We start from the raw sequence: 10,813 nt of genomic DNA on the forward strand, positions 1-10,813 counted from the left end.
CCCTGGGCGGGTGGCCGGCGCGCTCCTCACCCTCCCCCTTGTGGGGAGGGTCGCTGCGAAGCAGCGGGGTGGGGGTCAGCGCCAGCCCCCCCACCCGGACCTGCGGTCCGACCTCCCCACAAGGGGGAGGTAGGGCGGCGCGCCGCATGCAACGGAAGAACAGCCATGACCTCCATCACAGCAGCAACCCCTGCCCCACCACGCGCCCGAAAGCTCACCGGCGCCGGCCGCCGGCAGTGGATCGGCCTGCTCTATGTCGCGCCGGCCGTCGCGCTGGTCGTCGTCTTCTTCCTGATCCCGCTCGGCATGACGGCGTGGATGTCGCTGCACAACTGGCCCTTGATGGGCGAGCGCAGCTATATCGGCCTCGGCAACTATGTCGCCATCCTGCACGACACCAGGTTCTGGAACGCGCTGCGCTTCACCGGCTGGTACACACTGGTCGTCACCATCGCGATCTTCGCGGTGGCGTTTCCGCTGGCGCTGTTCGTCGAACGGCCGCGGCCGCTGACCAATCTCTACCGGACCATGTTCTTCATGCCGGCGGTTGTCGGCTTTGCTTCGGCCAGCCTGCTCTGGTCATGGCTGCTGAACGTCGATTCCGGCCTGTTCAGCCCGGCCGCCTACGACCTCGGCCTGATCGACAGAAAGTTCAACCTGCTGGCCACTTTCCAGCCTGCCTTCTGGTCGATCATCGCCATGGTCGTCTGGAAGGTCGCCGGCTTCACCATGATCATCCTGATGGCCGGCCTGCAATCGATCCCGCAGGACCTGCAGGAGGCGGCGGTCATCGACGGCGCCGGGCCGTTCGCCCGGTTCAGGGCCATCACGCTGCCGCTGATGCGCCGCACGCTGGCGCTGGCGCTGATCCTGTCGGTCGCCGGCTCGATCCTCGCCTTCGACCAGTTCTACATCATCCTGCGCGGCGGCCCGCGCAACCAGACGCTGACGGCAGTCTACTGGATCTTCAACCAGTCCTTCGTGTCGTTCAAGCTCGGCTATGGCGCCGCACTCTCCATGGTGCTGCTGGTGATCCTGGTGGCACTCAGCCTCGTCCAGCTGTGGCTGCTGCGCAAGCCGGAGGGTCTCGACTGATGGCGCAGGCCACCTCCCGCAACCGCAGGCTCGCCGCCCGCATCGCCGAGCATTCGACCGGCATCATCGCCTCGGTGCTGTTTGCGGCGCCGATCGTGTGGGCGGTGCTGTCGGCCTTCAAGCCGGCGCAGGAAGCGCGCCTGCCGCCGCTGCCGCCCTGGCCGACGTCTGGCATCTCGCTGGAGAATTATGCCACCCTCAACAGCTTCGGCGACGGGCTCTGGGTCTCGGCGCAGAACAGCATCTACGTTTCGGCGATGACCGTCGTGCTGTCGGTCGCCGTCAGCGTGCTGGCCGGCTACGGCTTTTCCCGGTTCCGGTTCCCGTTCAAGGATCTATTCTTCATCCTCATCCTGTCGACGATCATGATCCCGTTCCAGTCGATCCTGACGCCGATCTTCCTGGTGCTGACCAAGCTTGGCCTGCACAACACGCTGACGGGCCTGGTCGGCGTCTATGTGACGCTGCAACTGCCGTTCTCGATCTTCATGATGCGTAACGCCTTTGACGCGGTGCCGCGCGAGATCGAGGAAGCCGCCCGCATGGACGGCGCCGGCAACATCACCATGCTTATAAAGGTGATGCTGCCGCTGGTCTGGCCGGGTGTCGTCACCATCGCGCTGTTTGCCTTTCTCGGCGCCTGGAACGAATTCCTCGCCGCGCTGGTGCTGATGACCGACCAGTCCAAATTCACGCTGCCGGTGATGATGACGGCACTACAGTCAGGCCGCTTCGGCGCCATCGACTGGGGTGCGGTGCAGGCGGGCGTCACCGTGATGATGGTGCCGTGCCTCATCCTGTTCCTGGTTCTGCAGCGCTTCTATATCCGCGGCCTGATGGCCGGGGCTGTCAAGTAATTCGACCGAACGGAGTAAGTTCATGACCGCATCGCCATCCACCCAAACCGCCCGGGCGGACAAGACGGACAAGCCCAAACTCGCCTTCCGCCCGCTGCTGGTGCCGCAGGTCGACGTGCGCGGCTTCTGGGGCGACCGCGCCGACGCCGTCGCCAGTGCCACCGCCGGCATCCTCTACGACCGCTGTGTCGAGGCCCGCATGCTGGAGCAGATCGACCCGGACCGGCCCTCGCCGGGCGTCGTCATCCCCTTCCATGTCAGCGACGGCTTCACCGCCAGCACGGTGACGACGCAGATGTTTTGGGATTCCGACTGGGGCAAGACCATCGAGACTGCGGCCTATTCACTCTACCGCCGCAAGAACCCCGAACTGGAGAAGAAGATCGATGCCGTCATCGACATGTATGAGAAGCTGCAGCAGCCGGACGGCTACCTCTCGAGCTGGTATCAGCGCATCCAGCCCGGCCTGCGCTGGACCAATTTGCGCGACTGCCACGAGCTCTATTGCGCCGGCCACCTGATCGAAGGCGCGGTCGCCTACTACCAGGCCACCGGAAAACGCAAACTGCTCGATGTGATGTGTCGCTTCGCCGACCATATCGCCACGATGCTCGGACCGCGACCCGGCCAGAAGCATGGCTATTGCGGCCACGAGGAGATTGAGCTGGCGCTGGTCAAGCTCGCGCGGGTGACCGGCGAGCAGAAATACATGGAGCTGGCGAAACACTTCATCGACCAGCGCGGCCAGCAACCGCACTACTTCGACGAAGAGGCGCGTGCCCGCGGTGCCGATCCGAAGGATTTCCATTTCAAGACCTATGAGTACAACCAGTCGCACATTCCGGTGCGCGAGCAGGACAAGGTCGTCGGCCATGCGGTCCGGGCCATGTACCTCTATTCGGGCATGGCCGACATCGCCACCGAATATGGTGACGATACGCTGCGGACGGCACTCGACCGGCTGTGGGACGATCTCAACACCAAGAGCCTCTACATCACCGGCGGGCTCGGCCCTTCGGCGGACAATGAGGGCTTCACCAGCGATTACGACCTGCCCAACGAGAGCGCCTATGCCGAGACCTGTGCTGCCGTCGGGCTGGTGTTCTGGGCCAGCCGGATGCTCGGCATGGGGCCGAACGCCCGCTACGCCGACATGATGGAGCGCGCCCTCTACAATGGCTCGATCTCGGGCCTGTCGCTCGACGGCTCGCTGTTCTTCTACGAGAACCCGCTCGAAAGCCGGGGGGCCCACAACCGCTGGAAATGGCACCGCTGCCCCTGCTGCCCACCCAATATCGGGCGCATGGTCGCCTCGATCGGCAGTTATTTCTACAGCCTGGCCGACGATGCTTTGGCCGTGCATCTCTATGGCGACTCGACCGCCCGCTTCGACATATCGGGCATCCCGGTGAGTCTGACGCAGGCGAGCCGCTATCCCTGGGACGGCGCCGTCGAGATCACGCTCGAGCCGCAGGCGCCGGTGGAATTCACCCTCCATCTGCGCATCCCGGCCTGGAGCACCGGCGCCGCGTTGACTGTGAACGGCGAGCCCGTCGGCCTGGCGGATGTCACCAGCGACGGCTACGCCGCGATCCGGCGGACATGGAAAATGGGCGATCGCGTCCTGCTCGATCTCGAAATGCCGATCGAGCGGCTCTATGCCAACCCCCAGGTGCGGCAGGATGCCGGCCGTGTCGCGCTGTCGCGCGGTCCGCTGATCTACTGCGTCGAGGCGACCGACAATGAAAGCCAGCTGCATCGCCTGACACTGCCGAGGACGGCGAGCGTCGAGGCGCAGCAGCGGCCGGAGCTTCTCGGCGGCGTGGTGACGCTTTCAGCCACCGCACAAGCCGATGCCGGCGACGGCTGGCAAAACGGGCTCTACCGGCCCGCGCCGCCGGCCACCACCAAGACGCGCCTGACCGCCATTCCCTATTTCGCCTGGGACAATCGCGAGCCCGGCGAAATGCTGGTGTGGCTCAGGGACGGGTGAGACAGCCTGTGGAGTTTCCAACAGGCTCTGAGCGCTCAGCCGATCTTGTAGACCAGGCTCAGCCGCCCGCCCGGCAATTGCTCGACCTTGGTCAGTTCCAGGTCGCGCCGCTGAGCCGTCGTCGAAAACAGCACCTTGCCCTCGCCGGCAATCAGCGGATAGAGGACGAGGCGCAGTTCATCGACCAGCCCGGCCTCGGTAAGACTGTCGACAATGGTCGACCCGCCCATCAAATAAATGTCCTTGCCGGGCTGGCGCTTCAGTGCCGCGACATCGTCGTTGGTCCTGAGAAAACGCGTCATCGGCCAGTTGGCTGAATTCAGCGTGTTCGACAGCACATAATGCGGCGTCTTGGCAGCAAAGCGTGCCCAGGGCAGTTCCTCTCGCGCGGCGGGCTTGCCGGTCATAGGCAGCGGCTCGTCGGGCGCGTTCTGGATCGCGGTCCAGTACTGCTCGTAGCCCGGATACATGCGGCCGCCGAGCACGCAGGCATCGACCTGTTCCATCAGCCCATAGTCCTCCGACCAGGCATGCACCCAGTCCGCGATGCCGGTCGGCCCCTCTGCCTTGCCGTCGACGGAAATCTTTCATGGCGGCGATCAATTTACGCATGGCATTCTCCTTGGCGCACAAAGGCGCGGTTGTGCGGCCCGCGGGCCGGCGGTTCAAGATTTCGGGAAATGTTCGGAAATGCCGCTGCAGGGCAGCGGTCGTCATGCGGGCGATCGCCCGCTTGTCAGTCAACGGTCATGCAAGTCTCAAAGTGTCCGGCGCTATGGTCTCCTTTCCACGGGTTTCGCGTCTCTCCTGCTCAGGCCGGCAGGCGCCGGTCGTAGTCCAGCCTCAACCTCGTCCAGCCGTCCCAGAACGGCTCCGGCTGCTCGCCGCGCAGCCTCGCGGCGAGAATGTCGAGATGCATGTGCCAGCCGGGGGCGATGTTGAGCATCAGCGAGCGGTCACCGAGGCGACGATGGACGATGGTGAGCAGCACATCCTTGCCCTGCGGAGCCAGGTCGAAGGTGACGCCGCCGGTGCTGCCCCAGGTGATGACGAGTCGGTGTGGCGGATCGATCTCGATGATCTCACCCGGCATGGAGTGTACGGTTGGAAATCCTGGCGGGCGCTCACCGGCCGGATCGGTCAGCTCGTCATTGCGCCAGGTGAGTTCGAAGGGCGAGCCTGCCTCGCTTCCCATCGGGCCGGCCGCCAGCCACTGGCGGCGCAGGTCTGAGTCGGTGATGTAGCCCCAGATACGCTCGGCGGGGCCGGGCAGGAGCCGTTCGATCGTCAAGGTTGCCGGTTCGGTCAGCACACCATAGCCATTCTCGGCATGTCGGTCGGTCATGTCTGGTCTCCCTTCTTCTGCGTCGACGATTTGCGCGCGTCGTCTTCGCGCAGCAATCGTTCCAATATGTCGAGCCGCCCCGTCCAGAAGCGCGAGTAGGCTCCAAGCCACTCATGCACGCTGGCCAGCGGGCCAGCCTCGAGGTGGCAGATATGCGTGCGGCCGAGCACTTCGCGACGGATCAACCCGGCATTTTCCAGCACCTTGATGTGCTTGGAAGCAGCCGCCAGCGACATCGCGAACGGTTCGGCCAGTTGGCTCACCGTGCGCCCGCCGCCGGCGAGTTCGCGCAGCATCTGCCGGCGCGTCGCGTCGCCAAGGGCGTGAAAGACCTGATCCATCTCGTATGTGAGTAATTCAACCATGTGGTTGAATATGCGCCTGCGGCTTTTGATTGTCAACCGTTTGGTTGAATATTATTTGCGGCGCTGAAATGACTGGGGTTTGCGCTTCAGCCTGCGTCGGTGCGACCGATCTCTTCGGCCACCAGTTCCTGCAACTGCCACAGATTGCGGTCGCGAATGCCGCAGGCGTCGAGGTGGCGGATGGTCTCGAACAGATATTCCGCACCCGAACCCCAGTGGCCGACGGCCCTGGCCAGCGTCGCCGCGATCGCCTGTTTGTCGAGTTTGCCGGCATAGCGCGGATTGGCGGGGTCGACGACGAAGCCGAGCGCGCGGTTCATGCCGCCTTCTGTCCTGACCTGCAGCCAGCGCGGCACGTTGACAGCCGGCAGGACGGTCATCTCGCGGCGCAGCAGCGCTTCCAGGTTGGCCGCCACCGGCTCGGCGATCTCGAACACCATGCCCTGGCACTGGCCGCCGCGGTCGAGCGCCATCATCAGGCCTGGCTGCTCGACCGTGCCCCGGAAGCGCTTGACCGTAAAACAGAACGAACGATGCCAGCCGGTCGCCACCGCCCGCTCGCCACCCGTCACCTCGCCGGCCGGCTTCCACAGCAGCGAGCCATAGGCGAATAGTCTAACGGGTCCAGGCGGCGCGCCGGCCAGCACCTCATCGCGGATGCGCGCATAGTCGGCATCAGTCATATAGACCATGCCCGGCGTCGGCCCGGCATCCTCGACCGCGCGCATGGTGCGGGCAACGAGCGCCTCGGTCAGTGCCATCGGCGTCTTGCGCGGCTCCGGCCTGCATGGCGATGCAGAGGAAATGGCCTTGTTCATCCTTGCGCTCCCTGCCTCGCCGCAATGTTGCCGAAGGTTGGGGGATTCTCAAGGGCGACCGGCGCGAAATCCGCCGCTCGATGCCGGGCGTGCGCGAGACGCCCGCCCGGCCGGTCTGTTCTAGTGCTTGGTGCTCTTGCCGCCAATTGGGATGCGCTTTGCCTTGCTCTGCGCCTTCTCTGACTTCGGTAAGGTGACGGACAGCACACCGTTGCGGAAATCGGCCGCGACCTTATCTTCTACGACTTCGAAACCGAGCGGGATGCGACGTTCGAAGCGACCGTAGAACCGCTCGGAGAACTGACGTTCCCTGTCCTCGGCTTCGGCGTGTTTTTCGCCGCGCAACGTCAGGACACCATCATCGAGCAACACCTCGATGTCCTTCTCTTCCATGCCCGGTATCTCGGCCGTCACGCGGATCTCCTTGTCCGTTTCGGAGATCTCCACGCTGGGCCAGCCCGTGCCGGCCGAAGAGAACCTGCCCAGGGACGGAAGTCGCGAGTCGAAGCCGCGGAACATGTCGTCGACCAGGCGGCTCATCTCGCGATGCAGGCCCATGAACGGGTCCCGGTCGCCTTCGCGAAAGAGGGGCGGAGCCTGGTTTGTGTCGCGGCTCCATGGAATGAGATCACGAATGGTCATTGCACTTGCTCCTTTCTTGATCCTGTTTCTGGCTCGTTTTATTGCTCTGGCTGCCATGCTCCGGGGACAATGCGCTGTCTGACGCCGGCATCGCTGACGGCCCCATTTGTGCTTTCTGTTTTCGCTTCTGCTCCTGGTCCGATCCGCTCCACCTTAGAGAACGCCCTCGCCCGGTCGCGGTCTCGCGCAGCGTCAACGCCTCCGGCACATGATGCCCGAGTTCGATGGTTGCAAGGCCATCGACCAGTGCGGCGCCCATCAACCGGCGCCGCGTCTGAACCGGCCCTATCCGGCGCCGGCACGGTCGATCTGGGGTTGGCGGCTGCGACGTCAAGACCTGGTAATGCAATGTGATCGTTGGCAGGCGCGCCCAACGCCTCGTGTCGGCGTCTTCTTCATTGGCGACGCCATCGGCTCGATGGCGGCCGGCATCGCCTGGACCTGGGGCGGATGGCAGGCGGTATGCACGGCCGGCGCTGCCTTCGGCCTCGTTGCCCTTCTGGTCGACTGGATCGGCGGATCCGAGTGAGCGCCTGGGAACAATGTTGCCGGCAAAGTGTTCTAGTCCTTGCCGGAGGATGTCATGAACGATGCGTCGGCAAAACCCGCGGGCCTCGTCCTTTCATCGACGGAGCGCGCGAATACGCTGTCGCATTTTCACAGAGCCGAGATCGCCCGCATGGCGGGATGGCGCGACCGGCTCGACCGGACGACGAACTGGGCGATCACGGTGGTGGCGGCGCTGCTTTCGGTATCGCTGTCAACGGCCAGCGCGCATCACGGCGTGCTGCTATTCGCCATGCTGCTGATCATGCTTTTGCTGTGGATCGAGGCGCGTCGCTATCGGTTCTTCGACTTCTACCGGGCTCGCGTGCGACAGTTCGAGCGCCACTATTTCGCGCAGATCTTTTCCCCGCAGCCCGACTTTGCCTCTGATTGGCTGCTCATCGTCGGCGAAGGCCTGCGCGCGCCGAAGTTCCTGCTGTCGCAGCGCGCTGCGCTGGCGCGCCGCCTGCGGCGAAACTACATCTACCTGTTCCTGATCCTGCTGTTGGCCTGGGTGGTCAAGATATCGACCCCCAGCCTTCAGACCGTGGGCCTCAAGACCGGGTTTGTCGGTTCGCTTCGTGAGGCCGTCGAAAACGCCGCCCTTGGCCCCATTCCCGGTGTGGTGATCGTGGTCGTCGTGACGGCATTCTATGCCTGGCTGCTCGCTATCGTCTTTTTCGCGGCCGGCGACGACGGCGAACTTTCCTTCGGCGACGTCCACGTCTGACGTCTGGCGACAGGCGGCTGCAACACATGGCGGCCCGAGCGTTGTTGTGGTCAGTCCGCTGACGCGTTCGAGGGAATCCATGACCTGTCGATTTGCAATGACGTGACGCGGCCGGTCGTGCTTTTGGCCAGCCGCACCCGAGGCCCGGGCAGAGATGGCGGGCGAGATCGGGGCCCAGTTTGGGCCTAGCCGCGCAGCGGCAAGCCCGCTACATGCCGAAGAACTGCCTGCCGATCATGTAGCCCAGCGCCGCCGCGACCAGCGGAAACAGCGTCGGCGCGACCTTGCCAAGAAGGGAAACCTGCTGGGCCTTCGCCGGCGTGTGGCGTGCATTGCCGAGATTCTTGGTCATTGCTTGCCTCAGGTTTGAATGATTCATTAGCAAGCGCTGATTAACAGCATGGCCGCATTAACGGCTTGCAAAGAAATTAGATCAAATAGCCGACCATTCCTGCCGCCGATCTTGCCGGCAGCGGGCACATCGGTGCCGCCGGGACGGCCTCCGCTTGCCCGGCAATGACGACAGCCTCACCCACATCGTCTCCGGCCTGATGCAGATGGCAAATCGGCGAGGTGCACAAGCTCGACGAGGCCAGCAGCAGCCGACCTGATCCAGGCGAAGCCCACGGCGCCCGAATTCCGCCGCTCCGCATATCGGCCGTCGAAGCCGATGTTGAAATCAGCCATCCACGTTCTCCCCCTTAAGACCGTGAACGCCGCCTTGGCGAGGTCGAGATCATCGCGCCTAGTCACCGCGCCCGCAATGAGGTCAAAAGTCGATCATCGCGGATCACCGCATTGCCCCTCGAAGCTGACCTTGCCAGAGCTTGACCAAGGCCGCTCTGGCCTTGATCAATGCGCCACGCCGTCGGATGCGTGCAGGAGTCTCCAGGTCAAGCCGATGCGGCCGTCGAACTGGGATGCAAAATGTTCGGCGGCGATGCCTTCCAGGCCGTCATCGACAAGAGCTTCGATGCTACGTCGCAGCAGCGCGAGTTGCATCTCGCGGGCGTGTGCCAGGTCTGCCTCTCTCATGATTTCCGTGACGTGGTAGGCGACAACGGGCTGGCCGAGGCAAGACGTGAGCGCGCTCGCTTCCGATGTCACTGCCGTAACTGCATCTTCGATGTTCATTCTGGCGCTCCTCATCAAACATGATGCTGGCGCCTCCCTATGAGACGACGGTGTTCCGTCGTTCCTTTTCAATTTCGACTGTCGCGAAAGGCAGGTGTGCGCGAAAAGGAGAATTACCCCTCTTGTTCCAGTCTCCTTGAGTAGCCTCGCTACCCAAATCAGTATGCTGCAAAATTGAATTAAAGGCGACCGGATAGTTAATCGATGGTTAATGGCGGCGCTCGCATCTCAGGCGTTCGCGCACGAAACATCGGGCAGGTCCGCCTGCGCCTCTTTTCGGATATCGAGACCAGCGTCGCCGTGCGCTCAGAAACGGACCTCGCGATTTAGAATTGGCAGTTGGATGGAACCAGCAAGTGCGCCGAGTCGCGACGCGCTCGGCCGAAGAGTCCAGCACCTGGTCTGTGATCGGTCGGGTCCCAAGCCAATTTCCGCCTGCCGCGCTCCACGCTGTTGCAAGACGTTCAAATTTGAGCTTCCGCGCTCATGCTTTGTCGAGAGTCTCTCTGATAGTCATTCAAACCTTCTGCGCTGTAAGTTTTAGCCGTTCTGAATCGCCGTTGGCGACGATGACGACGAAATAGGAGAACGCAATGGCTCGCAATCACGTTGAACGTCTTGAAGAGTTCAGGGAAATCCTGGTCGCGACTCGACGCGAAGGAGTCCGTAATGTGCACCATACTCGCGACGCAATGCAGGCAAGTGGCTTTCAGATCGGGGACAGTGACGGCTCCAGCTACGGAGCCGATCTGATGGCGCTCCAAGCGGAAATTGAGGCAGTCGATCGCGCCATCGAAGACGAGAAGCGGTTGGCCTTGGCCCTCGAGAGCGCCGCTCAAACCCACCGACCGACCAAACCGAGAATCGTGAAGGGAACATAGGTTCAGGTACGGCCCTTTTCGCCCGTCGCGTCGATCGCCTGCGGTATGGGGTCGGGCTCGTCGCCGCCGTGGTGAGCGCCCTGAAGGTCATCCGTTTGCCATCAAACGTCGGGAAGGGACGGCCGAAGCTGCCCTCTGCCAATGTCGCTGACTGCTCAGCCTCCATCTTCGTCGTCGATTTCGCGGTCTCCATCGTTGTCGATGCTTCGCTAATCTCATGGACGGCGTTCTTCAGATGTCAGCTTCTGGTGCAAAGCGGTCGGCACTACCCTGGATGAAAAGGTCGGCTTTCTAGCCCCATCATCCCGAAAGCAGATGAGGTGGATGGCTCCCGCTCCCGGCATCTCGGTGCCAAAGTGGGTTTGCTGTCAGGCAACCCGAGCAAAGGAGCCATCCGCCATGCAGAT

The 10,813-nt window shown here is 63.4% G+C and carries 15 protein-coding genes; 6 read left to right on the top strand and 9 right to left on the bottom strand.

Annotated features, from left to right (window positions below):
* Nucleotides 1-165 precede the first annotated feature (165 nt).
* The 3 genes from HNQ71_RS25440 to HNQ71_RS25450 are packed head-to-tail and all read left to right on the top strand — an operon-like array spanning nt 166 to nt 3,945.
* Nucleotides 166-1,095, top strand: coding sequence for a carbohydrate ABC transporter permease (locus HNQ71_RS25440; RefSeq protein WP_095091134.1), 930 nt, complete (start codon nt 166-168; stop codon nt 1,093-1,095).
* Nucleotides 1,095-1,952 (top strand): carbohydrate ABC transporter permease, encoded by an 858-nt coding sequence (locus tag HNQ71_RS25445; RefSeq protein ID WP_184875540.1) that lies wholly within the window; start codon nt 1,095-1,097, stop codon nt 1,950-1,952. Before HNQ71_RS25440 ends, HNQ71_RS25445 begins: the two co-directional genes overlap by 1 nt.
* Nucleotides 1,953-1,974: 22 nt before the next feature.
* Nucleotides 1,975-3,945: a glycoside hydrolase family 127 protein gene (locus tag HNQ71_RS25450; protein ID WP_184875542.1), complete on the top strand. Its 1,971-nt coding sequence runs from the start codon at nt 1,975-1,977 to the stop codon at nt 3,943-3,945.
* Between the two features lie 35 nt (nt 3,946-3,980).
* Here HNQ71_RS25450 and HNQ71_RS25455 read toward each other — a convergent pair whose 3' ends face one another.
* The 6 genes from HNQ71_RS25455 to HNQ71_RS25480 form a co-directional block, all read right to left on the bottom strand.
* The gene (locus HNQ71_RS25455) at nt 3,981-4,529 is read right to left on the bottom strand and encodes a dihydrofolate reductase family protein (protein ID WP_184875618.1); all 549 of its coding nucleotides are present in this window, start codon (nt 4,527-4,529) and stop codon (nt 3,981-3,983) included.
* 227 nt (nt 4,530-4,756) lie between these two features.
* Complete coding sequence (locus HNQ71_RS25460; RefSeq protein ID WP_184875544.1) at nt 4,757-5,290, bottom strand: SRPBCC family protein; 534 nt, start codon at nt 5,288-5,290, stop codon at nt 4,757-4,759.
* Nucleotides 5,287-5,655, bottom strand: a complete 369-nt coding sequence (locus HNQ71_RS25465) for an ArsR/SmtB family transcription factor (protein ID WP_184875546.1) — start codon at nt 5,653-5,655, stop codon at nt 5,287-5,289. The genes HNQ71_RS25460 and HNQ71_RS25465 overlap by 4 nt, the downstream gene beginning before the upstream one ends.
* An 86-nt stretch (nt 5,656-5,741) precedes the next feature.
* On the bottom strand, nt 5,742-6,473 hold the full coding sequence (locus HNQ71_RS25470; RefSeq protein WP_184875548.1) for a gamma-glutamylcyclotransferase: 732 nt from the start codon (nt 6,471-6,473) through the stop codon (nt 5,742-5,744).
* 120 nt (nt 6,474-6,593) lie between these two features.
* Nucleotides 6,594-7,115 (bottom strand): Hsp20/alpha crystallin family protein, encoded by a 522-nt coding sequence (locus HNQ71_RS25475; RefSeq protein ID WP_184875550.1) that lies wholly within the window; start codon nt 7,113-7,115, stop codon nt 6,594-6,596.
* Nucleotides 7,102-7,374 (bottom strand): hypothetical protein, encoded by a 273-nt coding sequence (locus HNQ71_RS25480; protein ID WP_184875552.1) that lies wholly within the window; start codon nt 7,372-7,374, stop codon nt 7,102-7,104. The genes HNQ71_RS25475 and HNQ71_RS25480 overlap by 14 nt, the downstream gene beginning before the upstream one ends.
* An 84-nt stretch (nt 7,375-7,458) precedes the next feature.
* Here HNQ71_RS25480 and HNQ71_RS25485 point away from each other — a divergent pair, with 84 nt between their 5' ends.
* Together HNQ71_RS25485 and HNQ71_RS25490 are read left to right on the top strand one after the other, a co-directional pair.
* Complete coding sequence (locus tag HNQ71_RS25485) at nt 7,459-7,644, top strand: hypothetical protein (RefSeq protein ID WP_246462042.1); 186 nt, start codon at nt 7,459-7,461, stop codon at nt 7,642-7,644.
* Between the two features lie 54 nt (nt 7,645-7,698).
* A complete protein-coding gene (locus HNQ71_RS25490; protein ID WP_184875554.1) occupies nt 7,699-8,391 on the top strand; it encodes a DUF2270 domain-containing protein in 693 nt (230 codons plus the stop codon).
* Between the two features lie 208 nt (nt 8,392-8,599).
* Here HNQ71_RS25490 and HNQ71_RS25495 read toward each other — a convergent pair whose 3' ends face one another.
* The 3 genes from HNQ71_RS25495 to HNQ71_RS25505 form a co-directional block, all read right to left on the bottom strand.
* On the bottom strand, nt 8,600-8,743 hold the full coding sequence (locus tag HNQ71_RS25495; protein WP_184875556.1) for a hypothetical protein: 144 nt from the start codon (nt 8,741-8,743) through the stop codon (nt 8,600-8,602).
* Between the two features lie 176 nt (nt 8,744-8,919).
* Entirely contained in the window at nt 8,920-9,078 is a 159-nt protein-coding gene (locus HNQ71_RS25500) for a hypothetical protein (RefSeq protein WP_184875558.1), read from the bottom strand.
* Nucleotides 9,079-9,243: 165 nt separating this feature from the next.
* On the bottom strand, nt 9,244-9,525 hold the full coding sequence (locus HNQ71_RS25505) for a hypothetical protein (RefSeq protein ID WP_246462044.1): 282 nt from the start codon (nt 9,523-9,525) through the stop codon (nt 9,244-9,246).
* Between the two features lie 593 nt (nt 9,526-10,118).
* Between HNQ71_RS25505 and HNQ71_RS25510 the strand changes: the two genes are divergently transcribed.
* Entirely contained in the window at nt 10,119-10,406 is a 288-nt protein-coding gene (locus HNQ71_RS25510; protein WP_184875562.1) for a hypothetical protein, read from the top strand.
* Nucleotides 10,407-10,813: the final 407 nt, after the last annotated feature.

Source organism: Mesorhizobium sangaii (assembly GCF_014207355.1).
Classification (GTDB): Bacteria; Pseudomonadota; Alphaproteobacteria; order Rhizobiales; family Rhizobiaceae; genus Mesorhizobium; species Mesorhizobium sangaii.

Excerpts from the sequence above, each read along its gene's own strand:
- HNQ71_RS25470 (WP_184875548.1), bottom strand. The coding sequence starts at position 6,473 with ATGAACAAGGCCATTTCCTCTGCATCGCCATGCAGGCCGGAGCCGCGC.
- HNQ71_RS25460 (WP_184875544.1), bottom strand. The coding sequence starts at position 5,290 with ATGACCGACCGACATGCCGAGAATGGCTATGGTGTGCTGACCGAACCG.
- HNQ71_RS25500 (WP_184875558.1), bottom strand. The coding sequence starts at position 9,078 with ATGGCTGATTTCAACATCGGCTTCGACGGCCGATATGCGGAGCGGCGG.
- HNQ71_RS25510 (WP_184875562.1), top strand. The coding sequence starts at position 10,119 with ATGGCTCGCAATCACGTTGAACGTCTTGAAGAGTTCAGGGAAATCCTG.
- HNQ71_RS25445 (WP_184875540.1), top strand. The coding sequence starts at position 1,095 with ATGGCGCAGGCCACCTCCCGCAACCGCAGGCTCGCCGCCCGCATCGCC.
- HNQ71_RS25495 (WP_184875556.1), bottom strand. The coding sequence starts at position 8,743 with ATGACCAAGAATCTCGGCAATGCACGCCACACGCCGGCGAAGGCCCAG.
- HNQ71_RS25490 (WP_184875554.1), top strand. The coding sequence starts at position 7,699 with ATGAACGATGCGTCGGCAAAACCCGCGGGCCTCGTCCTTTCATCGACG.
- HNQ71_RS25465 (WP_184875546.1), bottom strand. The coding sequence starts at position 5,655 with ATGGTTGAATTACTCACATACGAGATGGATCAGGTCTTTCACGCCCTT.
- HNQ71_RS25475 (WP_184875550.1), bottom strand. The coding sequence starts at position 7,115 with ATGACCATTCGTGATCTCATTCCATGGAGCCGCGACACAAACCAGGCT.
- HNQ71_RS25505 (WP_246462044.1), bottom strand. The coding sequence starts at position 9,525 with ATGAACATCGAAGATGCAGTTACGGCAGTGACATCGGAAGCGAGCGCG.
- HNQ71_RS25480 (WP_184875552.1), bottom strand. The coding sequence starts at position 7,374 with ATGGGCGCCGCACTGGTCGATGGCCTTGCAACCATCGAACTCGGGCAT.
- HNQ71_RS25440 (WP_095091134.1), top strand. The coding sequence starts at position 166 with ATGACCTCCATCACAGCAGCAACCCCTGCCCCACCACGCGCCCGAAAG.
- HNQ71_RS25485 (WP_246462042.1), top strand. The coding sequence starts at position 7,459 with ATGCAATGTGATCGTTGGCAGGCGCGCCCAACGCCTCGTGTCGGCGTC.
- HNQ71_RS25450 (WP_184875542.1), top strand. The coding sequence starts at position 1,975 with ATGACCGCATCGCCATCCACCCAAACCGCCCGGGCGGACAAGACGGAC.